Origin of the sequence: Catalinimonas alkaloidigena (assembly GCF_029504655.1) — a bacterium.
Classification (GTDB): domain Bacteria; phylum Bacteroidota; class Bacteroidia; order Cytophagales; family Cyclobacteriaceae; genus Catalinimonas; species Catalinimonas alkaloidigena.
In genome coordinates, this window is the sequence record NZ_JAQFIL010000001.1 from 1,801,547 (window position 1) to 1,828,123 (window position 26,577).

The window sequence follows — 26,577 nt, forward strand, 5'->3', positions numbered from 1 at the left end:
TTAGTCAGAACCACAAGATGAAAAAAGGATTGTATATACTTCTTCTTTGCTTGATCAGCGCATGCAATGATGGTAATGATGATGAAAGAGCTATTTTAGAAAGTGCAATCCTTGAATCTATTAAATACAATCAGGAAGAGATTACCAAAAGCAAAAATATCTTATTGATACAGAAGACGAAGATCAATACAAATTTAGCTGAGGAAATACAGGATTATAATCTTGAGCATGCAGACCAAACTGAGTGGAAAGAACTGATACATGAATTAATTCAGGAAAGCAGTATTAAAGCTGATTCGGTAGTATATCCTGAAATCAAAATTGATAATGTAAATATTAAATTTGAGTATCATCTTCTTGATTCTACAAATATCTTTGGTGGAATTGAATTTTCAAGAATTGCATTCAACGAAGATAAAGATATGGCTGTGATTTTTGTAAATTATGGATGTGGAGTAGAATGTGGGTTTAGAAGTCTATTCCTATTTAAGAAAGAGGATGAGTGGGATTATAAAGGAGAAATTGGTTTTGGTATAAGTTAAAAAATGGTATGCCTCTAATTGAGTAGACGGCTGACAGTCAATTGACTGCCAGTGCGCCTCTCACACCACTCAGCGTACGGGTCTCGTACTGAGCGCTCCACGCCGGACGGTTCGTTAAACTTCTGGGTAATTTTCAGATAGTAATCCAGCATTGGTTCAAAGCCTCTTTTCCTGAGTCTAGCCTTAGTGACTGTGTTTTTCAGGATTGGGCTTAGTGCCACTGCCCAACCACCCATTCTTGTTCTGCTCCAGGCGTATGCCTGACCGTACCGGATACCCAATCGGATAAGATTCTTCCTTTTCCTCTCGGGTTTCTTCCAATCGTGCCAGATACAGTACCTGATTCTGCTTCTTAGCCAGTTGTCCAAGTCTTTGAGTCTGCTATGTATATTGCCTAATCGGAAATAGTTAAGCCAGCCTCTGTGGACCTCTTTAATCTTGACTAAGCGCTCAGTTAGAGAACTAGGTATGGTTTTCTTGGTGATAGTCTTCAGCTCTCTTTTCAAGGACTTCCAACTCTTATCGCTTACCGTAAGCTGATATTGTCCTTTCACTCCCTTCTCGAATACCGGTACATATTTGTAGCCGAGTATCTCAAAGTTCACAGGTCTGCGTATACCGCTTTTCTGTCGGTTGATAGGCAGCTTAAGCTTATTCCTGAGGAACAGGAAAATGCTGTTTCCTACTTGCCGAGCTTCAGACTGACTTTTTGTATAGATACTAAAGTCATCTGCGTAGCGGACATACTTGAGCCCTCTTTTCTCCATTTCCTTGTCCAGTTCATGAAGCATGATGTTGGATAAGATTGGGGAAAGTGGACTACCCTGAGGAACGCCTTTTCTGCGCTTGACTAGCCTTCCATTGATTTGAATGGGAGCCCTTAGCCACTTGCGGATTAGGCGTATAGTGAGCGGGCATTTTACCTTGCGGTAAACAAGCTGTAGGAGTAAACAATGATCCACTTCGTCGAAGAAGCTTTTCAGGTCTATGTCAACGATATGTTGGTGGCCTGCATTGATGTACTTCTGCGATTGCTTTACTGCCTGTAAAGCATTGCGATTAGGTCTGAATCCGTAACTGTGTTCTTTGAACTCAAGCTCGAACTTTGGGCCTATCACCTGGCTGACCGCCTGCTGTAACACACGATCAACGACAGTGAGTACGCCTAATAGACGTTTATTGCCGTTACTTTTGGGGATTTCAACTCCCAGGATGGGTTGAGGAAGATATTTACCGTTACATATGGCTGTAGCGATCTTATCCTGTTGCCCCTTTAGGAACTTAGGCAGATCATCCACGGTCATACCATCCACGCCTGCGGAGCCCTTATTGGCTCTGACTTGGAGATATGCTTTCCGTATGTTCTTTCGGCGGCAGCCGCGCTGTTAATAACCTTTTCAATCATCCTTTACTACTTCTAACTTCCTGTCCCGCCTGTCCCCGGGCTGGCAGACTCTTAATCTGTGAACCTCCCGATTACATTTAGGACGAATTTAACGTTCGGCCCTTCATCACCTTGTGAGACCTCTGCCTTTATCCATTCGGTGACAGCTCGTTTCCAGTAACTACTATGACCTCTGCTGACTTCTCAAGCCTAAGCTTGAGATCTCCCTTGGTAAGGTAAATACCCTTGTGTTTATCGCTGCTACATCTACTATTTTGACACTATCCTCTATTTAAGAGGTTTTGGACTTCGGTATGATGTGCTACCTTATCCGGTCTCATAGCCTCGGTATGTAGTTTCTGTTCGTCAGTACAAACACCGCAGTCTGGCTTACTTCAGTTCCAGAGTCACCTCTAACAACCTTGCCACTTGCTTAGCTTGGGGTAACGACTCCCCCGCCTACGGGACTATTTCCTGGTGAACATTACACCAGAACTTTCACCCTTTGGGACATCCTTTTAAAGAACTATATTTACCATTCAAGGCACACACAAAGTGCACCAGCCAGCCCTGTTTGAAACGTACTTGGAAGTTTAAATCTCCAAGCAGTAAAATTGATAACTGAAAGATAAACGCAAACAAAGCCGGGCCGGCTACTCGCACCGGCCGTTAGGTGCAACCAGAACAAAACATGTCCATATGTAGGATATTTAACATATAAGCTCTAAAAATCATGAATGAGGATAAAAGGACTTTAACATTCGGATTTTACACAGCCATATCATTGGTTATAATAACAATTATTACATGGATATTTGCAATGAAAGCTGTCCCTCCGGCAGGACCATACTGCCCAGGTGATTGTATGAATTATCCATTTAAGGATATTCTCTCATATTATCCAAGGGATTACAATTGGATGTATTTCGCAATTTTTCAAGTATTTGCTTATGTAATATTTATTGTATCTAATCACTTTACGACTCAGAATAGTAATAAATTATTTAGTCTTTTAAGTATTGCTTTTGCTATTATTACCTCCACAGTTTTATTGATTGCGTACTTCGTTCAATTTTCAGTTGTCCCCATGAGTATGATGAAAGGAGAGACAGAAGGAATTGCTTTGCTCACACAATATAATGGACATGGAACATTCATAGCGATGGAAGATTTGGGCTACATCACAATGAGTATATCGTTTTTATTTCTGTCTTTTATTTTTACAAATAAAACTCGAATAGAGAATATTATTCGATTGATTCTTATAGTTGGATTCATATTAATGGTTTTCTCATTTGTCTTTTACTCAATTAAATATGGACTAGATAGAAGTTATAGATTCGAAGTTGCTGCAATCTCTATAAATTGGATAACTACAATTACTATAGGAATTCTAGTAAGCATTCTTATTGGTAAAAGATTGAAAAAACATAATAATGGCAGCACCTAACACGCGGTCATAAAACATTGGGCGGAAGTTATTTGAACGAAACAACATTTAATCAACGGCTTAGAGGACTGATGGTTTGTGTTTCAACGTTTCATACCGTCAACCGTTACCCTCTACCAAGAAATATAGGATGAATAGACTTCTGACTTTATTATTCTCAATATTCTCACTTTCTGCAATTGGCCAAAACTTCGATTATAACAAACACTTTGCCCCCCTTTTAGAAGTCACAAAAGATTCTACTTCAGAGTATTTTTATCAATCACTTCTAGAAAAATTTGAAAAGGCAGACACTTCAATGACAGATGTAGAAGTTTTGATAATGATGATTGGATATACATCTCAGCCAAATTATAAGCCCTACAGCAAACTAGACCTAGAAAGAAATATTTTACAGTTGGTTGCAGATAAGAAATATAACATAGCACTAGATAGTTGTAATATGTTACTCCAAACTAATCCATTGAATTTTACAGCCCTTACAGAAAAAGGGTATTGTACATGGAAATTGAATTTAGAAACTGCTGAATTAGATCGCACCAAGGTTCTTAAGATTATAAGTGCAATAAAATATAGTGGGAAGGGAACAGTTGAAGATCCTTATTTTGTGCTTGGACCCAGCGATGGGCAAGTGTTGATAAAATATTTTTGGGGAGGAAAAATCGGGCAAATGGGATCTGGAGAATGCGAAGGAGCAAACTTTTGCGATATTTTAGAATGCATTTCAGATGATGGAACTTCAACAAGTTTATACTTTAACATTGAACATGCATCTCAGACAATGTTTGATAAGTAGAATGGCAAAGGGTAACAGTATGCAGCGCCCAGCCCTATTAAAAAACAATTGAAAGTCAGATGCACCAAGCACGAAAATTGATATTTGAAAGATAAATGCAAACTAGGCCGGGCCGTGCTCTGCATCGGTCGTTAGTGCGCCACGAAGTGGTGCCATTCCAGTGGGTGAAAATCCCCCAAGGTAATTGACTGTTCACCTTGAAGAAAAACAAACAGTCATGCCCGTGAGGGTATTGCTGAAGCTTTGTTCTTTCAAATAATCAAGCTGTAATGCGCAAGCGTGGGGGCGGCCCCCCGCAACCCATAGTAGCTTCGAGAGGTGTACCCGTAGTTTGGGGAGAGTGTTAACGGTGTCTGCGAGACCCGCTTGAACCCTGCCATACTAAGAGGATTAACAGTCACAAGAATCTTAGTAAACTGCCGGAGTCCTAGGGATAGCGTGATTATAGATGGAATGGGATTAAACGTGGGAGATCTGATTTTCTGTAAGATAGCCACTTACAACTCTCTGCTATAAGTATAACGAAGTGCAGAAGGGGGAAGGTCAGAAGTCGGAGGGGCACATAGTACTGTAGATGACAGAGACAACAAAACTCTGTTGGAGGGAAGGTGCCCTACTTTGAAAGCGCTCATATAATTCATTGATAGTTGATACTGGCTTAGTCCTATACGGTTAACCTTCTTGCTTGTCAAGTCGAATGTGTCAGATGAGATTAAAAGGAGCTATAGTTTGAGCCAAATATGGGGATACAAGTTGAGGGGTGTTATAGCTAAATACCAAAACCGAAACTTGAAGACATGTATGCACGCTTAAACCTGAATTTCATCGGTAAGCCGGGGCGGCCCCGCCGGATGAGGGAAAACTTCAAGTCCGGTTTGGTGAAGGTCGCCATGAAATGGGGTCACTGATAGTCTACAGAATTTGCTATCTTTTAGTAAGTTTAACGGTGGGCTATCAGGGCCTACTCTACGTAGCAATTTAAATTTTGAAGAAATCTTACCAAATATCAAAAGAAGGAATTTATCAATCTCTTAAATACTTGAGAATACACTTTTATGTTCTTCCAGCAACTATGTTAATAGCAATTCCATTTGCTCACTACATCAAAGGGAAGGACTGGGAATTTTCTATCACATTTGGTCCACCGATAATGATTGGAGTGTTTTTGTTGATTGATGTGATACCAACGGCAATTGTGCACTTGTCCCATTTTCTAGCAAATAGGAATTTAAAGGTCACAGTCAATAACGACAATAAGGTTGTCGCTTTTCAATTTCTTAAAAGTCATCAAGAGTTTAATTACCGCTTTGATCAGTTAAGAGTAATTCGATATTTGACACTTTATCAACAAAATAAGAATAGACTTTCAACTGGGTGGTCAAACTATTCTTATCTTCGGTTCATCACTGAGGATAACAAAGAATTTAATATCAGCTCAACGGTTATGACCTCCGACCAAATTTCAATTGAAGCAACTCAAACAAGGTATATTTTTTGGCCATCAATGAATGCTAGCTATAGAGATAATTATCCGGATATAGGAAAACAAGAACAAGATAGACAACTGCAATTAGATAACTGGAAGAAAAAGTTCTCCGATCTAACATATGAGCAAATTAAGTCCCGTCTAGAAGATCCTGATAAATTTGATAAGTTACCCAGAATGGCTCTTGAAGAACTGTTGGAAGAAAAAAATGCTACTAACAGTGTGCAGTAACCAACCCTGTTTGAAAAGTGCTTGAGAGCTCTAGCACCAAGCACGAAAATTGCAATTTGGAAAATAAAAGCAAACAAAGCCGGGCCGTCGGCTCGCAATGGTCGTTAGGCACTAGCAGAAGATGAATGATTGGATAAAATCAGATAGATTGAAATTTAAAATTTGGTCGCTAGAGTGGCTTAATTATTACGGTTTTTCTACCTTCTTGATAGGAATTGGAATTGTAACATGCTTCATTTTGATCATTGATATCAATGGACCAAAGAGCGAAGTATTGGTTATCTTACCAATTTCAGCATTAATGCTTGGAACAGGTATCTACATTCTCCAGTCAAAAGCATTAAAATTTAAATCAATAAGTATATCTGAAGATAAGTGTATCGTGCGAAGCAGAATAAAAGCAATTTTGGCAGAAGATGAATGGGAAATCAATTATGATAATCAAAAGTTTTTGCAAGCAACATGTAAAGGTTTTGGTGCACCAGATATGATTACAATTAGATTTAAGAAATCTGAGATCTGTTGGAATTTGATTCATGATCCTTGGGATAAAAATTCATTTGCATTTTTATTACCCACTGGTGAAAAAGGAAAGCGTTTAATTGAAAAAATAAAGGCCAGTGCCTAACAAAATGTAGCAGCTATCGCTTCGGCTAAAGCCTTCGCCAGCCGCTACATTTATCGTTGGCAGTTTAGCCTCTCAATTTCAGCTGATACCCTTTTCTGCACTTCTGAAGTTTAAGCTTCTCCGCAGCCTGATGGGCCTGATCTTCTTGATCAAACCAATCTTCTTTGCGCTGCCCTCGTTTGCCAAAGCTAGGTTTGTTGCTGCATCTGCCCCATTCTCTAATGAGGGCATAGTCACCAAACAAGGTTGGGCTGTGGGAAAGACGATAGAAGCGGTGCATGTTCTTTTCGTCATTATGTCGTTCCAGGTAAGCGATAATCATGGGGCTTTCTTTTGCGGTGGATTTTCATGGCCGGCATTCCGGCGAACGATCTTGTAAAGGGTAGACTTGGAGATATGGAACATCTCCAGGATCTCAGTAATGCTGTGATCTTTATCATGATAGAGCTTAACCAATAACTTCTGTTTCTTTTTATCCAGGGAAGGAGGGCGGCCACCCATTCTGCCTCTGGCTCTAGCAGACAATAAGCCAGCCTGAGTTCTTTCCCGGATCAGATTACGCTCAAACTCCGCTAAAGCTCCGAACATATGGAAAATCAATTTTCCTCCAGAAGTAGTGGTATCAATAGATTCCTGCAAACTCTTAAAAGAAACACCTTCACTCTCTAACCAGGTGACCCATTCAATCAGATTCCGAAGTGTTCTTCCTAATCTGTCCAGTCTCCAAACCACCAAAGTGTCTCCAGCTCTGAGCTGCTCCCGAAGTTTGTCAAGACCTGGCCGCTCGGCTCTGGCTCCGGAGATGGTATCTTCAAAGATGCGGTCGCACCCCGCTTTTTCTAAAGCATCTTTTTGCAAGTTGAGATTCTGATCAATAGTAGAGACTCTAGCATATCCAATAAGCATAGGGTAATAGTATCTGGTTTAGTTATTCTTTTCACTAGTGATGGCAAGATACAAAGAAGAGATCTGAAAAGTATGAAAAGCCTGTTCTATATCTAGCTTTCCGTACTTTGATTAACAAGCTGAGTTGTTGCACAATGGGCTAAAAAAAAATCTGCGTTTCCAGCATTATTTTGCTGTTTTGAAAAACTGCTTAAAAGGGGAGGAGGGGAGTGCAGAAAAGGGAGGTTTGTAAATGAGTACCTTCAATGAAAATTTAAAATGAAGAGTATATTTCTTTTAAAAGTTAAATATTTTTAAAATAATGATTTATTTTTAATACAATTGTAATAATGAACAAAGCTTGCCTATGTCAATACCCATAAAAAACATTGATCAGCCTCTCATTAAGCAGTTGATAGAAGGGGATGAAAATGCTTTTAAAAAGGTATATGACTTATACTACAACAAACTTTATTTTTATTGTCTTCAATTTGTCAAATCTGAAGATCTTGCCCGAGAGTTATTACAGGATGTTTTTGTGAAATTTTGGACTCGGAGAGAAAATATTAACCCTGAGTTTTCTTTGAGTGCCTATCTCTATACCATCACTAGAAATCATACGCTGGATTTTTTAAAGAAAGCTGCCCGGGATCAACAGCTGAAAGAGGAGATCATGTATTCTGTAGCCACAATTCATAACCAAGTAGAAGATCATATGAGTTATGTCGAGTATATCACTTTAGCTGATCAGGCTATTCAAAAACTTCCGTCACAAAGGAAGCTCATCTTCCAGTTAAGTCGGCACGATGGGAAGAGTTATGAAGAAATTGCCACTTCTTTAAGTATTTCCAAAAATACAGTAAAAGTACAGATGTCACGAGCCTTGAATGCCATTCGCAAATATCTTAAAATACATACTGACCTCACTATTGAGATTGTGATCTGCCTTTCTTACTTATTCCGCACTTTACTCTGATTAAATCGTCTTCGTTTGTTATTCCATCTTTTTCTTGTTCAAAAAAAACAAATTTTTTTTGTGGGCACTGTAATACCACCCTGCTGTATTGCAGTACTATAAGTACAAAAGCAAAAATTAACTAGCGTGGATCCTAAGAAAGCTTTATTTCAGAAATTCATCAAGGGTGAATGCAGTCCTGAAGAAGTAGAACAACTTCTGGTGCAAATACAACACCAAAAAGAGGACAGTTACTATCAGGATATAATGGATGAAGTGTGGGCTAAACTAGAATCCTATCCTTCCATCGGAGAGAAAGAAAAGGACAGGCAGTTTAGTGTGATCCTTGAACGCAGCAGCAAAGCACGAAAGACTAAAGAAAATCATCCTCTTAGCAAATACGGAGTAAAAATAGCTGCTGTTTTTATTGGTTTTCTTATGATTAGCAGTCTGCTTTACCTGTTGTATCAACAGAGCCTGGCAGTAACTTATCAGACTGGATATGGTGAAACGCTGGAAATTACCTTGCCGGATGGTTCTGAAGTACTAATGAATAATAATTCTACTCTAAGCTATGATTCGGATTGGGGAGAGGCGGGAGCCAGGGTAGTAAACCTTAAGGGAGAAGCTTTTTTTTCAGTAGTACATACTCTGGATCACCAGAAATTTACAGTAAATACTTCAGACGAAGTAGATATAGAAGTACTCGGTACCCGCTTCAACGTGAATAATCGCCGCAACACGACCGAGGTAGTGTTGAATGAAGGTAAGGTAAAAGTAAATTTCAAAGCAGAGCAGGAAAAGCAGGAAATATTGATGGAACCTGGAGAATTGGTGGCTTATTCTAGCACTACCCAGCAGTACCAGAAGAAATTGATTGATACCAAAACTCGTACTTCCTGGAAGGATAAGTTGCTCACTTTTGATAGTCAATCATTAAAACAAATAGCACAAATTCTGGAGGACAATTACGGTTATACTATTCAGTTTGCCAACGAAGAGATTAGCACCTATGAATTTACAGGTACCATACCAACGGATAAAGTAGAAGCCCTTTTCACGATGTTAAACAAAGCTTTTAACCTGGAAATAGAAAAAGAAGGAAAACAAATATGGATTAAACCTAAATAAAAAAGATTGCCAGTGGCCTGACTGTTGGAACCGGAAAGGCAAGCTGACAATCTAATACTCTATCAAAATACAAATTTACTATTTATGAGATACTTTGTACGTCATTTTAGAAAAATACTACTGTTGATAGTAGTCACTTGTGTGCAACTGTCAGTATCGGCTCAAGAGATAGTTGCGCTCAAAAGTAGTGTAGATGAAAAGACACCAACCAATTTGTTAGAAAGTCGACAAGACTCAAAATCATTGGCTTCCATGTTAAATGAGTTGGAAATCAAGTATAAAGTCCATTTTAATTATGCCAGTGAGCTGGTGAGTAACAGGTTAGTAAATCCCACAAATAAGGTAAATGAACCCACTAACCTTGATGAACTACTTGATCTTTTGCTCACTCCTTTAGGGCTTCAGTATGAAAAAATAGAAAAGGATTTGTACCTGATCTTTGAAGAAAAAAATGAAGTGCCTTCCAAGTTACAAAACAAGACAGCACGAGATGATGAGCAAAATCTTTCTTTGTTAAAGCTCATGGATAAGCTGGTAAGCTCAAGATATGTTTCACTGTTATCACTGGAACAAACCATTACCGGAAAAGTAACGGATGGAGAAAATGGAGACGCCTTACCTGGTGTAAATGTACTAGCTAAAGGTACAACTAACGGGACCGTAACGGATATAGACGGTAGCTATAGGTTAACGGTGGCGGATGAAGTCAGCACTTTACTTTTTTCCTCCATTGGTTATGTGACTGAGGAGATAGAAATCAATGGACAAAATGTGATTAACCTGGCATTGATGCCGGATGTTCAGTCATTGGAAGAAATTGTGGTAGTAGGTTACGGGGTGGAAAAGGAAGCGAATTTGACTGGAGCTGTGTCAACAGTAAATATTAAAAATTTGAATTCAAGGCCGGCGACCAGTACAGCTTCCTTATTACAGGGACAGATGCCAGGTGTCACGGTTACACAATCATCTGGTCAACCAGGGCGAGAAGGAATGAGCATTTTAATCAGAGGCATAGGGACTATGGGTAATGCCCAGCCTATGGTGATTGTTGACGGAATGGAATCCTCTATGGCTAATATTAACCCTAATGATATTCAAAATATTAGTGTTTTAAAAGATGCTTCCTCAGCTGCGATATATGGAACACGAGCTGCCAATGGGGTAATATTGATTACCACAAAACGTGGTAAGGCAGGTTCACCTGAAATAATATACAATACTTATGTGGGCAGGCAGCAAGCTACCCGTCTTCCCGAATATTTATCCTCTGCGGGTTATGCCAGATTATTAAATGAAGGGCATATTAATGCAGGGCAAAATCCAAGATATACTGAAGAAGAGATTAGGAAATTTGAAACAGGAGAAGACCCTTATAACTATCCAAATACAGATTGGTATGATTTATTATTGCAAGGTTCTGGTTTTACCCAAAACCATAATTTGAGATTTTCCGGAGGCGATTCTACTTCTAGATACAATGTTTCATTTGGATACAATGAGCAGCTAGGTCTTATAGAAAACACAAATAGTGAACGTTATAATGTACGTGTTAACCTAGATAGTAAGATCAATAATTGGTTTGATATCGGTTTAAATGCGGGATTATCGCGTAAAAACATTGTAAGTCCTTTACAAGGCGCTGAAGCCCAGTCTGGAGGAATGACTCGTTTTTTTGATGCAGTCAATAAAATACCCCCTACTTTTCTTAATAAATATGAAGATGGTCAGTGGGCGGGAGAGCATCCCAGTGGGAATCCAAATGCATGGATTGAGGCAGGTAACAAGACTACTGCGAATATTTCTCAGGCAGTAGGAATGGTGTTTATGGAAGCCAAATTACTAAAGGGACTTTCTTTGAGAGGTCAGGCTGGCGTAGATTATATTTTTGATGAAAGTAAAGATCATGTAGCTTCCTTCACCTATGGCAGCGGGAGATATTCAGGGCCCAATTCAGTTTCAGAAAGCCTAATCCGCAATTCAGTGACTGATCTGACCACGCTACTGAGATATGCAAACAGACTTGGGCGCCATGAAATAAGAGGGCTGTTAGGTATTTCTCGCAGATCCGAACTCTTCAGGTCTACTGGTGCGTACCGAAGAGAGTTTCCTTCAAATCAACTCACTGTCATTGATGCAGGATCTCCTGTTGGTATGTCAAATAGTGGAACCGATAGTGAATCAACACTGGGTTCTTATTTTGGAAGAATAAATTATAATTACGACAATAAATATCTTCTTGAAGCAAATTTACGCAGGGATGGTTCTTCCAAGTTTGCCAGTGGCAAGCGGTGGGGATGGTTTCCTTCATTCTCTGCGGGTTGGATCATGACAGAAGAGCCATTTTTGGCTGATATAGGATGGCTGGATTTTCTTAAGTTGAGGGTATCATGGGGTACACTTGGTAACCATAGGATCAATAATTTTATCTATTTACCTCTAATTAACTTAGGCCAGGATTATACCTTTGGCGGTGAAGTAGCCCCCGGCGCAGCACAAACTACCGCTAACAATCCTAACATTTCTTGGGAGACAACTACTGAAACGAATTTTGGCTTAGATCTTGAGCTTTTTTCCAGCCTGATTTCAATTCGGGCTGATTACTATCAACGGTATACTGATGATATTCTTACCGTCGTTCCGGTTTCAGAAACGTTTGGTTTGCCTGCTCCCACCGTAAATGCTGGTGCCATGAGCAATAATGGTGTTGAGCTACAAGTTTCACACTTCAACAGTATCAATGATTTTCAGTACAACATCACCCTCAATAGCTCATTCAATAAAAATAGAGTGGAGCGGCTGGCCAATCCAACCATCGGACAAGCCATTCGTATTGAAGGGGAAGCGTGGGATTCATTTTATGGTTATGAATGGATCGGTTATTTTCAGTCCGATGAAGAGGCCTTAAATAACCCGGTACATCATCCTAACGTAAGGGCGGGGGACTTAAAATTTAAAGACCAAAATGATGATGGAATAATTGATGGTGACGACCGTATTGTACTTGGCAACCCAACTCCCGAAGTCACTTATGGCATAAACCTGGGCTTAGCATACAAAGGCTTTGACTTTTCTACCTTTATTCAAGGTGTAGATGGAATTTATAGAAGGCTAATGCCTCGTATCCTGTGGCCTTTTCAAATAGGAGGTAAGGCTGAAAAGATGCATCTCGATCGAGTGATCGTAGAAAATGGACAGGTGGTACAACAAGGCCACTTTCCAAGAACGCTCATTGGTGGAATGCATAATGAAGCATTCAGTTCATTTGGCGTACATGATGCAGCTTATATAAGGCTGAAGAACATACAGCTAGGATATACTTTTCCATCTTCCTGGACTGACGCAATAGCCATCTCCAGAGCCAGGATATATTTCAGTGGTGAGAATTTATTTACGTTTGCCAGAAACTTTCCCGGAAACTATGATCCAGAAACAAATCCCGGAGATTTCCTGGGGGTCCCAGGCGGTCAGGGAGGGCTCAGCTATCCACAGGTAAAATTCTACATGCTTGGCCTGGATATTAATTTTTAAAAAACAAACACCCACAACCATGCGACACATAATTAATTATAAAAAATACTTCCTTAGTATACTCATAGTAGCATTGGGTCTCACTTCGTGTGGCGAGGACTTCCTGACAGTTACTCCCACTGGCCAACTTTCAGATCCCTCTTTCTGGTCAACAGAAGAAGATGCTGATTTGGCCCTTGCAGGCGCTTACAGAGAATGGGAAAATGATGTTAATATCTTATATAATGATGCCATGAGCGACAATGGATATGAACAATATGTGTGGGGGTATAGAAAAAAAGGAAATGGTGAAGTTGATCCTACAAATGTTACCGAAGGTGGGCGTCCCTATGGAACCGGCAATGAGTGGTTCACCTATGAGCGGGTTCGGAAGTACAATAATTTTCTTGCAAAAATAGATAACATTACCATGGACGCTGCCTTAAAGGAGCAGTACAAAGCAGAAGTTCGCTTCTTAAGAGCTTATGATTATTTCAATAAAGTCATGCTTTTTGGTGGTGTTCCTTTAGTAACAGAATTAGTGGATGCTGATTATACTCCACCAAGAACATCCGCTCTGGAAGTTAAACAGTTTATTTTGGATGAATTAGCTGAGATAAGTGAGGTGCTTCCTGTGCAAAATGTGCTTGAATCCAAAGGCCATATCACAAGTGGAGCTGCCCTGGCATTAAAAGCACGCTTGGAATTGTACATGGAAGATTATACTGAAGCGATGGCATCCTCTAAAGCAGTGATTGATATGGGAGTTTACGAACTATTCCCGGATTACAGAGGATTATTTTTGCGAGAAAATAACGCCATCAATACTGAGTCAATAGCTGAAGTTCAGTATGTCAAGAATAACTATTTCAGCAGGCTTGCAGCCTATAACTCCCTTGGCAGAGATGGTGGTTTTGGAGGAATGAATGCCACACGAAGTATAGTAGAGGCTTATGAGACAAGTAATGGACTTACCATTGAGGAGGATCCGACTTATGATCCTTTAAATCCATTTGAAAATCGTGACCCACGCTTAGAAATGACAATTATTTATCCAGGACAGTGGTGGAATGGGAGATACTATAATCCTTTAGATCCTCAGATTATCAATGAAAATGGAGAATCTGTCCAAAACCCTGATTATCGGGGAGCAGGCAATGGTACAGTGGCAGCACAAAGTGTAAAAAAATACCTGGAACCTGTATCTTCCGATGAATTTTATAATTATGATGCCAATATTATGGTCATCAGATTGGCTGAGATGTATCTGACATTTGCTGAAGCTGCTGTAGAAACCGGACAGAATCTGGAGCAAGGACTTGATTACATTAATCGATTGAGAGCTAGAGCAGGACATGTACCGGCAACAACCCTTACCAGAGAACTGGTACGCCGTGAGCGTAGAGTAGAACTTGCTTTTGAAGGTTTAAGGCTATTTGATGTCGCTCGTTGGGACCTTGGCCCTAAAGTAATGGATGGTCCCTTGTATGGAAGCCGGTTAGGTTCCGTAAATTCTCAAACAGGAGAAGTAAGCTGGGAAACGGAATACGTTTTAATAGAAAACAGAAACTTCTATCCGGAAAGAAATTATTTATTTCCCATTCCACAAAATGAAATGGATACCAATCCGGAAATGACGCAAAACCCTGGTTATTAAGATCAAATCAAAATGAAGCTTTTTAATAGAACTACTAAATTACTTAAAGAATGAAAGATAAGAATAAACTATCACGACGCTCATTTATGGCAAGCAGTGGTACTGCTCTGGCTGCAGGTTTAACGTATGGATTATCAGGGAACGCATTTGCTTCTGGCGACCATAGAAGCCATTCCAAAAAGCTCAATCAGAATAGTAAGTATGGAGTAAAATCTCTTGATCGTTCGCATTTGATAGATAAACGCTCCCATCCTACAGAAGGGCTTGAGCGAGAAAATATCACGATTACAGACATTAAAGTTACGCCTTTATCCTATGTTCATGATGGGGAGTACCTTTGGCGTGTGGGTGGACTTGTTGTCTGGAAATCCGATGCAGCACTTGTTGAAGTTTTTACCAATCAGGGCATCGTGGGTATTGGTGAAGGCAGCCCCTATCGCGGGCCTGACCACCTCAAGAAATATACTGACACCTACATCACACCTTTGCTGAAGGGACAGAATGTCTTCGATGTAGATTTTATCACCAACAATCAGGGACATAACAGTATTGCGGAAGGAGCCTGGGCAGGGGTCAATAATGCCATATGGGATGTCATCGGCAAAGCCAAAGGAAAGCCTGTCTATAAACTTTTATCAGGTGACAGTACGCCCAACAATAAGGTCCATATGTATGCCAGTGGTGGTGTAGAACATGCCTGGTACGACAATGGGGAGGAAAGCCTTATTGCAGAAGCTCTCCGCTATAAGGAGGCTGGATTTGATACTTTTAAATTTCGTCAAGGTACCAGTTGGAAGTTCAGTGGCATGACGATGGATAAATATATCCCGATTTTAGAGAATCTCCGCAAGGCAGTTGGTCCGGATTTCAGGCTTTGCATTGAAAAATTTCCCTGGGATATGGACATAATCCTCAACCAGCTCTGCCCGGTTCTGGAAGAGCTTAAATTCTACTGGTATGAGGAACCTATATCCCCTAATGATCCAAGAGCTGTAGAAAAGCATATTGCCATCAATGAAGCTATGCCTTCAGTAATGATATCCGGTGGGGAAAGCTGGTATAATCGCTATCAGGTATACCCTTTTACAGTATCAGGAGGTATGGATATCATACAAACTGATCCTAATCTGACCGGAATAAGCGAAGGCTGGCAAATAGGTCAGATGTTACATGAACATGGCATGAAGTATTGCCCTCACAATTGGGTCGGCGGCCTTACAACCATCTCAAGTATTCATCTGGTAGCAGGAGTTCCAAGTGGTCATATGTGTGAAACTAATATGACTTATAACCCACTGAAGTGGGAAATTTTCAAGGAGCCCTATCAAATCAAAGACGGATGGCTCACCATTCCAGATAAACCGGGCTACGGAGTAGAGTTAATTGATGATGTTGCGAAAAAATTCCCTTTTGAACCTGGATTTTATGGTAAACCCAATCCAAAAATGAAGGGAAAAGATCTTCCACTCTGGTGGAGCTAATGAGCACTGCTATAAAATCTAATCACAAGCTATGGACAGACGAAAATTTTTAGGATCATTGGTAGCTTCTTCTGCCTCTATAGGCATGCTTTCGGCTTGCCACAATGAATCCCATGGACAAAATGAAGCTTTGTCGGACACGCCTATTTATCCACTACATGCATTAAGCCGTGAAAAAATAAAGATAATAGATATACGACTTACCCCCTTGTCTTATGTTCATCAGGAAGGTCCCCTTTGGGGAGTGAATGAGTACATCGTCTGGAAGGCAGATGCAGGTCTTATTGAAGTGTTTACTGACCAGGGTATTATAGGTATCGGGGAAGGAAGCCCTTACAGTGAACCTGACAAGATCAAAAAATATATAGAAGAGAGAGTAAAACCCTTTCTGATTGGCAAGAATCCCTTTGATGTAGATTTTCTCACTGGTGGAGGCCCAGATAGAGATTATTTATCAAGGGCAGCTTGGGCGGGTGTTAATAATGCGTGCTGGGATATCATTGGCAAGACCAAAGAGATGCCTGTTTATCGACTGTTGGCTACCAATCATGAACCTAAAGCAAGTGTACCTATCTATGCCAGTGGTGGTGTAGAGCACAAATGGTATGAAAATGGCACTGAATATCTGATTGAAGAAGCTCTAAAGTATAAAGAACAGGGTTATACTGCATTTAAATTTAGAAATGGTACCAACTGGGAATATAGTGGTATGACACTGGAAAAGTACTTGCCTGTATTGAGAAAACTACGTGAAGCAGTAGGTCCCGATTTTAAGTTGATGATTGAAAAACACTCTCATGATTTTGAAGATATCGTTAATATTCTTTGTCCTGCACTAGAAGATTTGAAGTTTTACTGGTATGAAGAACCCATAAACCAATGGAAAGAAGATGCAGTAGAAAAGCATCTGCAAATCAAAGAAGCTATGCCTTCAGTGATGGTTTCAGGTGGTGAAAGGTTCACTCATAGCTTACAACTGCATGAATGGATTATTACAGGTGCTTATGATATCATCCAATCTGATTGCAACTTTACCGGTATCAGTGAGGGCTGGCACATTGCTCAAGTAGCGCATCTGTATGGGCGACTACAATGCCCTCATAACTGGCATGGAGGACTAACAACTATGGCTAACCTTCATTTTGTAGCAGGGGTACCTAATGGCCATATGTGTGAGCTAAACCAAACCTACAATCCATTAAAAGAAGAATTATTCAAAAGGCCTCTGATTGTAAAGGATGGTTATATGGAGCTACCAGATAAGCCAGGCTTTGGTGTTGAAATTATTGACGATGTAGCCAAAAAGTTTCCCTATGTGTCCGGATCATACCTTAAACCTAATCCAGTAATACAGAAGAAAATTTAGAAACATTTTTCTGAGAAATAAATACAAAGCTTAGCCATGAAATACAGCAATCTCATTTTTGCCCCTATTCTTTTATTTTCCTTTTTGTCTGTATATGCTCAAAATATTACTATGAGTCAGGAGGAAATGATAGCCCTCACACCCAAATGGGAAGGGGGACGTTTCCCCGATGGACGGCCAAAGGTACCAGACAGCATATTAGAGCGGATGAAAAATATATCCTTAGAACAGGCCTGGTCAGTACTGAGAGGTGAAGGATATACCCACCAGTACGAATATGGCTGGCAGAATATCCATCCTGGTGATGTCCTGGTAGGTCGGGTACTGACAGCCCAATACATGCCTGTACGTCCGGAAGTAAGAGAACAATTGGTGAAAAAAGGTACAGAAGATGGTCGTATCGGAGATATGGTATCTTGGCCAATTGATATGCTTATTCAAGGGGATGTATATGTAGCAGACTCTTACGGAAAAGTAACAGATGGACCTATCATCGGTGATAATCTAGGAACTTCTATTGCTGCCAAGTCCGGTAATGGAGTAGTCGTCAACGGAACGGTGCGAGATATGGAGGGGCTGATGCAAATTCCTGGTTTTACATCTTTCATAAAAGGATCTCATCCCTCATATCAGCAAGAAATGATGCTTACCGGCCTCAATGTTCCTATCCGTATTGGTCCTGTAACTGTGATGCCTGGGGATGTGGTGTTGGGAAAGTTAGAGGGAGTAATTTTTATTCCTCCGCACTTGGCAGAGAAAGTGGTGAAGACTGGAGAACTGGTCATGCTAAGGGATCAATTTGGGCATCAACGACTCCGCGAGGGAAAATACACTCCAGGTCAAATTGATGCTCGTTGGAATGCTAACATTGAAAGAGATTTTTCAGAATGGCTGGAAGCTCATATAGAGGATTTAGCTGTGCCTAAAGAAGAAATCCAAGAGCTATTGAAGACAAGGAACTGGTGATTCCTTGAAACTACTCCACAGATTTAAGATGTAATCACTTCTGTTTTTTTGTTCACCTGCTGTTTTTTTTTAGATTTTTGCTTTTCCCTATAGCCGTTCTTCTTCCAGACTCTTGGAATGGGTCCTGTGAGATTTTCAGCTTAGTGTTCCATTGCTATCGGAACACCAGGTACTGAAAAGCAAGTGCAACTTCAGATTTAGGTGCTTAAATTACCTCATCCTGTCCTGACACTTCAAAGTCTTAAGAGTTGGTTGCAGAGGTATTTTTCACTTGATAATTTCTATTATCAAAATTCTCCCTACATCTTTTCATGGCGTATTCCTCTATCGCTAACCTCGTCTCTACATTTTGTGTAGTGAAAGAATAAAGTCTGTCCCAAGATTCTCCCCGCCTTAGATTCTAAATTACTGAAAAAAAGTGTTTGGCCGCCCAAATGGTTTACATATTTTGAGGTGGTGATCAAATAACCCTTATCAATCTATTCATACGTAAAATTTTACTGTAACAAACATGTGAAAGGCGAGCCTTTCGTCTATACACCTGAAGATGCATTGTAGTGTTTTCTGAAGACGATACTAGATATATTTGCGATAGGTGATTTTATCTTTAGGAAGTAAAATTAATCTTGTATTTTCAGAAATCAATGAAAGTAAAGATCAGCTTGTAAAATATTATAAGCATTAAAAACTAGTACTCCGAAACAACCTGAATAATCCATGAATAGTTACAAGATATTTTTAGCCTTTATGAAGGGTGCCTTGATTTCTTTCCTTATTCTCTTTTACGCCAGTATTATAAAAGCACAAACTAAGCTTGATATACAATCTGAGCAGGGAGAAATACTGATGAAACTAAATAATAGTGGCACACCTCCTGAATGGGCCTTGATGCAGCGGCAACTGATGAATGCTCTCTATCCTGCGGCCATCACATTTGTCGATAAATACACCGATAAAAAGGGGCGTCTGATCTGGCGGGATGAATGGCCCGGTATGGATGGCTCTGACGACGGCTACGAGAGTTTTTATAATTTCCCCCTCTATTACGCTCTGGGAGGACCCAAGGAAATAGACAGTATTTCCCGTAAGCTCTGGGATGAGGTGACGGTGCAGTTTACAGAATACGGTCAGATCCATGATGAATTTGATGCCGGTTATGACTGGATGCATCACGGAGAATCTTACACTTATTTTTACTTTTTCGGGCTGGCTGACCCTACCGATAAGAAAATGCGCGACCGGGCCATCAAATTTGCCGAAATGTACATGGACGACGGCACCGAAAAGTCAAATTATGATGCCGAGCATAAGATTATACGCTCGCCCCTGAATGGCAGCCTGGGCCCTCGTTTTGTCAATACCGCTGAGGATTGGGTGACGCACCGGCCCATCCTGGCACACTATCCGCTGCCTTATGATGATATCCCCAACATAAATGCTTCTGCTGACTGGAATGATGATGAGAAGTTCCAGTACATACTGCAGGCCATTAACGAGCGCATGATGAAAAATGATGTGCCGCTCAACCTAGCCTCTACCAGCATGATGGCCAATGCCTACATGTACACAAAAGACGAACGCTACAAGCAATGGATAAAAGAATACGTAGAAGCCTGGATGCAAAGGGTTGAGGATAACAATGGTATCATTCCAGACAACGTGGGACAAACCGGCATCATTGGCGAGCATACTGGTGGCAAATGGTGGGGCGGCTACTACGGCTGGCGATGGCCACACGGCTTGCCTAACCAGATGGAAGCTACCACCATCGGAGCCAGCAACGCTTATCTAATAACCGGTGACTCTTCTTACTTGGAACTGCCTTATTCAGTGATCAGGGCAGTCTCGAATCAGGCTAAGGAAGAAGATGGTCATACGCTGGTGCCTTATCGCTACGACGACCGGGGCTGGTATGATTACCGTCCCATGCGTCCCAAATACCCCACGCACCTCTGGTACTACTCCCGTTCCGAGGAGGACTGGCAGCGGGTAAAATCCCTGACAGATCCGGAGAAAATAGCCAAACTTAGCTACCATAAAGGTAAAGGAGACTCCGAAAATACAGCTGCCTGGCTCGGTTATCTTGAAGGGCAGAACCCTAATTATCCTACAGATATTCTGAAAGCTACTTACCAGGAGATGCAGCACCGTCTGGAGGATGTGAGAAATGATGAAAGTACACCCGACGATATGGATGTGCACCACTGGCTGGAACGAAACCCTATCGTGCTGGAAGGGCTTGTGCAGACTATGCTCGGTGCGCCTAACCACATATATCACGGCGGCTTGTTGCACAGCAGTGTTCGCTATTTTGATCCGGTAAAAAAAAGGCCTGGTATTCCCGAGGATGTGGCGGCCCTGGTGCGGCAGGTCAATAAAGGAGGGATTACTCTGCAGATGGTCAACCTGCATCCTACTGAAACTAAGTATGTGATCATACAGGGAGGGATGTTTGGCGAACATCAGATCACCCGTATCCGACAAGTGATTGATTACCCCTACCAGTTTGATACGATTGACCAGAAGTATTTTACAGTAGAGCTAGCACCGGGAGCCGTAGGTCAGATAGAGATTGGTCTGGACCGCTTTGTCAATGATCCTACTTACGCTTTTCCCTGGCATGGCGATGAAATCCCGGTTCTGGGTATGAAGTAATCGGTCTAATCTACTCAAGAAGTTTTAGCTACTTAAACGATTTGCGCATCCCAAACCGGTAACCGAATTTACAAACGGTAAGCCCTGGCTGCATTCTGGTAGAAAATATCTCTTAATTCTCGCTTCTTGAAGTCACCCAGTACTTCATCCAGAATCTGCAGCCAATGCTCAAAAGTGCCACCTAAAGTCAGTACCGGCCAGTCGCTGGCAAATACCATCCGGTCTGTACCGAAATAGTCAATGGCTGAGAGTATATAAGGTTTGAGTGTCTGGCTGTTTTTCTGGTTATCCTCGCAGCGGGTGAGCAGCCCAGAAAGCTTGCAGTACACATTGGGGCGCTCGGCTACGGCTTGCATAGCTTTTTGCCAGCTTTCTTTCTCCCCCTGCTTTACATCCGGAAGTCCCAGGTGATTGACGACGAAAGTCATGTCCGGAAACTTATCAATGATGGGTAAAAAAGCCTTTAGCCCGTCTGCTCCATAGTGAATGTCCAGGCTAAGTTGGTGCCGGTTCATCAGATTTAGACTTTCCTGAAAAGCATAGGAAGCAACCAATTCATCAGGGTCTCCCATGCGCCGTATACCTTTGACCAGGGTATTATCAGCAAGTTTTTCCAGGTTGTTCTGCACCTCAGCCCCTTTCTCAATGGGGAAAAAAGCTACAATACCAGCAATCTTACCTTCCTTTTCGGCCAGTTGGCTGATCCAGTCGGATTCCTGCAGGTACTCTTCGGGAACACGTCCGCTTTCTACAAACACAATTCTTTGCAGCTCATAGTTGCTTGTCGCCTTCAAATAATCATCCGGCACAAAATCCCGGCTGATAGGTGAAGGACGCTCTTCCAGCCAGGGATATTCCAGGCGATCCAGCTCCCAAAAATGCACGTGCGTATCGGTGATAGGAATGTCTTTGATGCTGAAAATTCTACTGTGGGAAAAGCTGGGCAAGGTGTTACTCATGAGTCCGGCGGTGAGCCCCAAACCTTGTTTAAGAAATGTTCTTCTTGGCTGCATAGCGCGTTGTTTTAGACTGAAAAAATCTGTATTATTAGCTGAATCTAACAATTTTAAGCGTAGCGACTACCAACGTTCAAGTAATTTCACCTTGTCACAACCTAAACTAATTATCTGCTACCTCAGGGTCTTATTGCTGTGTTTCCTTTGCCCAGTCAGTCTTTTGGCTCAGGAGATTGTCCCCAACTTGCTTCGCCCTGAGCTTGATCTTCATATTTTTCAGTTTCCTCGCGACCAGATACCCAGAATTGATGGTAAAGCAGATGACTGGGAAATTTATCCAGATGAGCTGATTTACGGCACCGACCTGCTCAAAGATACGGAAGATGGTATGGATTATCCGGTTGACCGCACCGACCTGGATGTAAAGGTAAGAGTGGGCTGGGTCAAAGGACTCAACCGCCTGTATTTCCTCTACGAAGCCTACGATGATTTCTGGGACTTTGAACGCTTTAATCCCCAAGGCTACATGAACGATATTTTTGAGGTGGTGGTGGATGGCGACCTGTCAGGTGGTTCGTTTATTTTTAACGAAATGCTGCAAAACTCCAACCGTATGGGGGATGCTCCGGCACATATTGCCACCCACTTGCGTTTTAGCGGGGTACATGCTCAAAATTACCATATTTATACACCCCCCGTCGATGGTGCCTGGACACTGGTATGGGGCAACCAGCCCTGGATCGCGGAATTTCCCCAGTCCAATTACGCTTTTGACTACAACTTCCGGCAGGGAGAAAGCGGTAAACTGATGCTGGAGTTCTGGATCACGCCCTACGACTATGCCCCCCATGAAGGTCCTGAAATGGCTAAGGAAAGTCAGTTACGGGAAAACGAATACATCGGCCTTTCATGGTCTATCCTGGATTTTGACGGAGCCCAGAGAGAGGGGCACGTTAATCTTTCTCATAATGTTGAAATGGTCAAGAATGCTTCCTACCTCTGTGCTTTTCGTTTGCTGCCGTTGGAGGATCGCTTTAAGCCCAAAATTAAGGCAGACTGGACTTTTGAAGTGATAGACGAAGAACGGCGGCTGGTGTATTTTGAGGATGAATCGGTAGGAGATATTCAAAACTGGCATTGGGATTTTGGAGATGGTAAAACCTCGGATGAACCCAGCCCCCTTCATCAGTTTGATAAAGCTGGTGTCTATCATGTAATTACCCTGGAAGTAGAAGGTTCGGAAGGGACCTCCCGAAGAACCAGGTATTGGGAAGTGATGTTGAAATAATTCAGGTATGCAGATTAACAGTAAGATGATTTTAGTACAAACTCAGGTATACGGGCAACTGCTGGTGTTCTTGCTGTTTGCCTGCACGCTGGCATCCTGTGGCTTTGCTCCTGACAGGAAAGGCTTACTGATCATCTCGGGAGAAGAAAAAAAACCAACAATTAATTGGGCAAACTTGAATGTCGGTTTCATGACTGGAGACCTTTCCTGCCTGGCAGAAGACAGCCTGAAAAAATACAGTCAGCTACTGCTCTCTGACCTATCGGCAGACAGCCTTAACGCTGCTCAACAGCGGATTATTGAACGATTTGTTAGCCAAGGCGGACAGTTGTATTTCTGGCAGGTGGATCTGCAGTACCAGCATAAGTGGCCATTGCTGGAAGATCTGATGCAAAAGAAAAAAGAAAGTAGCGAAAAGGCTACTAAACTGCTGGCTACTAGCAAAGAGGATATCCTGACTTATGCCTTTGGCAGCGGCACTATTTATTTTCTGCCCGATGAACTGCCCTGGAACATTCAGGAACTGGCAGACATGTTCACCCAAACTGCTCAGAAAGTGCAGTGGAGCACTGAGTCTTCTATGGCAGCCTATCCTGATTCTAAACGTTTTACCTGCACGACCCTTTTCTCTGGCTTGAATGAACCCATGGAAATTGAGGTGCTGCCCAATCAGGATATACTTTTAATAGAAAGAGGTGGTGCTATCAAATATTTTGATCATCAAGACGAGACTATCAGTACCATCGGAAGGCTAAATGTGAACTATGCGCAGTCCAATGGACTGAACGGATTGGCACTCTACCCTGATTTTCGAAGAAACCCCTGGATTTTTCTTTCTTACTCTCACGCTACAGAACCGTTTCAGTATATCTCCCGCTTTTACCTGGCTGGTGACAGTCTGATAATGAATTCTGAAAAGGTGATTATGAAAGTATCGCATAATCCTGATGATGCCAATCATGCATCTAATGCCCTGGAATTTGATGCTGCCGGAAACCTCTATATTGGCTTCGGCGACTATACCTCGCAGCCCGAAGGCTATGCGCCTATAGACGAGAGGCCGGGAGAAGTACGCCGGGATGCGCAGCGAACTGCGGGAAACTCTAACAATCCCCTGGGGGGGATATTGCGAATCCATCCCGAAGAAGACGGCTCCTACAGCATTCCTGAAGGGAATCTTTTTCCAACAGACGACTCGCTCAGCATGCCGGAAATTTTTGTCAAAGGATGCCGAAACCCCTACCGCTTTTCAATTGACCCTGCCACACAGTACCTATTCTTTGGCGACGTAGGGCCAGATGCCACCATAGATAGTGAAAGAGGCACGCAGGGCTATGAGGAGATCAACCTTGCAAAAGAAGCTGGCTATTTTGGCTGGCCATACTTTGTGGCTCATAACATTGCCTATCCTGATTATGACTATGCCAACCAGCAAGTTCGCCCGCCCTTTGATCCTGCTGTTCCGGTGAATGATTCGCCCAATAATAGCGGGTTGAAAAACTTACCTCCGGCTCATCCGGCTATCCTCTGGTATCCTCGGCAGCCAACCAAGGAGTTTCCGGATATGGGTCAGGGAGGTATGAATATCATGGTAGGGCCGTTATTTAGAAGTGATCTGTATCCCTTTTCAGTTCAGAAGTTACCTGATTATTTTGACGGAAAACTGATCTTTTATGATTGGGTACGAGGGTGGGTGAAAGCGGCCAGTCTGAATGAAAATGAAGAAGTTGAACTGGTAGAGCCATTAATAGACACGCTTCACTTTGCGCATCCTACCGATATGCGACTAGGTCCCGAGGGTGCACTTTACGTTTTGGATTACGGATCGCAGAGCTATGCCAGAAATCTGGATGCCAAAGTGGTCAGGATATCCTATGACCGGGGAAACCGAAAGCCGGTAGCCCAGATCAGCGCAAGCCAGACCGAAGGTGCAGTGCCTTTGCGACTTAGCCTTTCCGCAAAAGAATCATATGATTACGATCAGGACTCACTGGAGTACAGTTGGGAAATTGAAGGCAAAAGTCTGTCGGGTGAAGAGATCCATTATCAGTTTGAAGAGCCCGGAGAGCATCCGGTCAGGCTGCTGGTAACCGATGGACAGGGAGCGGTCGCTGAAAAAACTATTATGATCAAAGCAGGCAATGCACCCCCACAGATATTTTTCAACACCACTGCTAACCGTACTTTTTACTGGGATAGCTTATCCTATTCCATAGAGGTAAAAGATCAGGAAGATGGCAGTTTATCAGAATCTCAGATTGCTGAGGATGATGTTAGGGTTCTTTTTTTCTACCAGCCTACGGGCGGAGGTAAGGGTGGCACAGACAATATGCACGATCTGCAGGATGGTAAACTACTGGTGAAGGAGAACGGCTGCGTGGCCTGTCACAGCTTGGATACTCGTTCATTAGGGCCATCCTACATTGAAGTAGCCCAGCGATACCGAGGGCAGGATAAAAACACTATGCTTACGCAGAAAATCATCCAGGGAGGGCAGGGCAACTGGAACATGGGCAGAGCTATGCCAGCGCATCAGTTTATTGAAGAAGCAGAAGTTCAAAAAATGGTTATCTATATTCTTTCTCTAGCTGATCAGCCAGTTACAGAACAGAAAAAGACCTCTGGCATGTTGCATTTTGATCAGGGTAAGGCAGATGCATCCGGAGTTTACCTCTTGGAGATTAGCTACCAGGATAAAGGGAGTAAGGAAATAGGACCTATCTCCAGAACCGGCAAATATACATTTATCCCGCCGAGACTGAGCGCCTCCTCGGCCGACTACTGGCAGGGAGTAGCATTGCGGGTAAACGGAAATTCATTGGTACAGGAAAACGGTGGCTACCTCGAGTACCACAACATTGACCTCCGACGTATCAGGCAAATCAGTGTAAACCTCAGAGCAATGGTCAGTGGTACTCTGGAAGTCAGGCTCAACAGACCTGAGGGAGAAATAGTAGGTCTACAAACCATAGAAGAAAATACGGAATGGCACGAAATAGAGGTACCCATAAAGAATACCTCTACCCAGCAGGACTTGTTGTTTGTTTTCCGTTCCGATCAGCCCGATCTGCCCGCCAATCTATTTGTGATCGACACATTTCACTTCCTGCGCAATAAGCCCAACATTTAACGCTTCTGCCTACTCTACAGCTGTGCGGTACTCGTCCACATACAAGCCAATCTACCAAGAAGATATCTCCTCAAAATCAGGTA

General features: G+C 42.2%; 19 protein-coding genes. 15 read left to right on the forward strand and 4 right to left on the reverse strand.

Annotated features, from left to right (window positions below; all coding sequences use genetic code 11):
- Positions 1–17: 17 nt before the first annotated feature.
- Positions 18–542, forward strand: coding sequence for a hypothetical protein (locus OKW21_RS07720; protein WP_277478840.1), 525 nt, complete (start codon positions 18–20; stop codon positions 540–542).
- A 14-nt stretch (positions 543–556) separates the two neighbouring features.
- Here the strand turns inward: OKW21_RS07720 and ltrA are convergent, their stop codons facing one another.
- Complete coding sequence (ltrA, locus tag OKW21_RS07725) at positions 557–1,903, reverse strand: group II intron reverse transcriptase/maturase (RefSeq protein WP_420870135.1); 1,347 nt, start codon at positions 1,901–1,903, stop codon at positions 557–559.
- 756 nt (positions 1,904–2,659) lie between these two features.
- Between ltrA and OKW21_RS07730 the strand changes: the two genes are divergently transcribed.
- The 4 genes from OKW21_RS07730 (at position 2,660) to OKW21_RS07745 (ending at position 6,517) form a co-directional block, all read left to right on the forward strand.
- Entirely contained in the window at positions 2,660–3,376 is a 717-nt protein-coding gene (locus OKW21_RS07730) for a hypothetical protein (protein WP_277478842.1), read from the forward strand.
- Positions 3,377–3,506: 130 nt separating this feature from the next.
- Entirely contained in the window at positions 3,507–4,172 is a 666-nt protein-coding gene (locus OKW21_RS07735; protein ID WP_277478843.1) for a DUF4919 domain-containing protein, read from the forward strand.
- A 985-nt stretch (positions 4,173–5,157) separates the two neighbouring features.
- Entirely contained in the window at positions 5,158–5,889 is a 732-nt protein-coding gene (locus OKW21_RS07740; RefSeq protein WP_277478844.1) for a PH domain-containing protein, read from the forward strand.
- 121 nt (positions 5,890–6,010) lie between these two features.
- Positions 6,011–6,517 carry a hypothetical protein gene (locus OKW21_RS07745; protein WP_277478845.1) on the forward strand — a complete coding sequence of 169 codons (507 nt, stop codon included), beginning with the start codon at positions 6,011–6,013 and terminating at the stop codon, positions 6,515–6,517.
- A gap of 64 nt (positions 6,518–6,581) precedes the next feature.
- Here the strand turns inward: OKW21_RS07745 and OKW21_RS07750 are convergent, their stop codons facing one another.
- Entirely contained in the window at positions 6,582–6,839 is a 258-nt protein-coding gene (locus tag OKW21_RS07750; protein WP_277478846.1) for a WGR domain-containing protein, read from the reverse strand.
- On the reverse strand, positions 6,836–7,423 hold the full coding sequence (locus tag OKW21_RS07755) for a recombinase family protein (RefSeq protein WP_277478847.1): 588 nt from the start codon (positions 7,421–7,423) through the stop codon (positions 6,836–6,838). Before OKW21_RS07755 ends, OKW21_RS07750 begins: the two co-directional genes overlap by 4 nt.
- Before the next feature lie 346 nt (positions 7,424–7,769).
- Between OKW21_RS07755 and OKW21_RS07760 the strand changes: the two genes are divergently transcribed.
- The 8 genes from OKW21_RS07760 to OKW21_RS07795 all read left to right on the forward strand — a co-directional run bounded on the left by OKW21_RS07760 (position 7,770) and on the right by OKW21_RS07795 (position 21,120).
- Complete coding sequence (locus OKW21_RS07760) at positions 7,770–8,378, forward strand: RNA polymerase sigma factor (protein WP_277478848.1); 609 nt, start codon at positions 7,770–7,772, stop codon at positions 8,376–8,378.
- A 126-nt stretch (positions 8,379–8,504) separates the two neighbouring features.
- The gene (locus OKW21_RS07765) at positions 8,505–9,488 is read left to right on the forward strand and encodes a FecR family protein (RefSeq protein WP_277478849.1); all 984 of its coding nucleotides are present in this window, start codon (positions 8,505–8,507) and stop codon (positions 9,486–9,488) included.
- Between the two features lie 84 nt (positions 9,489–9,572).
- Positions 9,573–13,016, forward strand: a complete 3,444-nt coding sequence (locus tag OKW21_RS07770; RefSeq protein WP_277478850.1) for a SusC/RagA family TonB-linked outer membrane protein — start codon at positions 9,573–9,575, stop codon at positions 13,014–13,016.
- Between the two features lie 19 nt (positions 13,017–13,035).
- A complete protein-coding gene (locus tag OKW21_RS07775; protein WP_277478851.1) occupies positions 13,036–14,652 on the forward strand; it encodes a RagB/SusD family nutrient uptake outer membrane protein in 1,617 nt (538 codons plus the stop codon).
- Between the two features lie 50 nt (positions 14,653–14,702).
- A complete protein-coding gene (locus OKW21_RS07780) occupies positions 14,703–16,133 on the forward strand; it encodes a mandelate racemase/muconate lactonizing enzyme family protein (protein WP_277478852.1) in 1,431 nt (476 codons plus the stop codon).
- A gap of 31 nt (positions 16,134–16,164) precedes the next feature.
- Positions 16,165–17,499, forward strand: a complete 1,335-nt coding sequence (locus OKW21_RS07785) for a mandelate racemase/muconate lactonizing enzyme family protein (RefSeq protein ID WP_277478853.1) — start codon at positions 16,165–16,167, stop codon at positions 17,497–17,499.
- 36 nt (positions 17,500–17,535) lie between these two features.
- Entirely contained in the window at positions 17,536–18,465 is a 930-nt protein-coding gene (locus OKW21_RS07790) for an RraA family protein (protein ID WP_277478854.1), read from the forward strand.
- Between the two features lie 717 nt (positions 18,466–19,182).
- Complete coding sequence (locus OKW21_RS07795; RefSeq protein WP_277478855.1) at positions 19,183–21,120, forward strand: DUF8034 domain-containing protein; 1,938 nt, start codon at positions 19,183–19,185, stop codon at positions 21,118–21,120.
- A 68-nt stretch (positions 21,121–21,188) separates the two neighbouring features.
- Here the strand turns inward: OKW21_RS07795 and OKW21_RS07800 are convergent, their stop codons facing one another.
- Positions 21,189–22,133 carry an amidohydrolase family protein gene (locus tag OKW21_RS07800; RefSeq protein WP_277478856.1) on the reverse strand — a complete coding sequence of 315 codons (945 nt, stop codon included), beginning with the start codon at positions 22,131–22,133 and terminating at the stop codon, positions 21,189–21,191.
- 163 nt (positions 22,134–22,296) lie between these two features.
- Here OKW21_RS07800 and OKW21_RS07805 point away from each other — a divergent pair, with 163 nt between their 5' ends.
- Both OKW21_RS07805 and OKW21_RS07810 read left to right on the forward strand, forming a co-directional pair.
- A complete protein-coding gene (locus tag OKW21_RS07805; protein WP_277478857.1) occupies positions 22,297–23,364 on the forward strand; it encodes a PKD domain-containing protein in 1,068 nt (355 codons plus the stop codon).
- Between the two features lie 7 nt (positions 23,365–23,371).
- On the forward strand, positions 23,372–26,494 hold the full coding sequence (locus OKW21_RS07810) for a PQQ-dependent sugar dehydrogenase (protein ID WP_277478858.1): 3,123 nt from the start codon (positions 23,372–23,374) through the stop codon (positions 26,492–26,494).
- Positions 26,495–26,577: the final 83 nt, after the last annotated feature.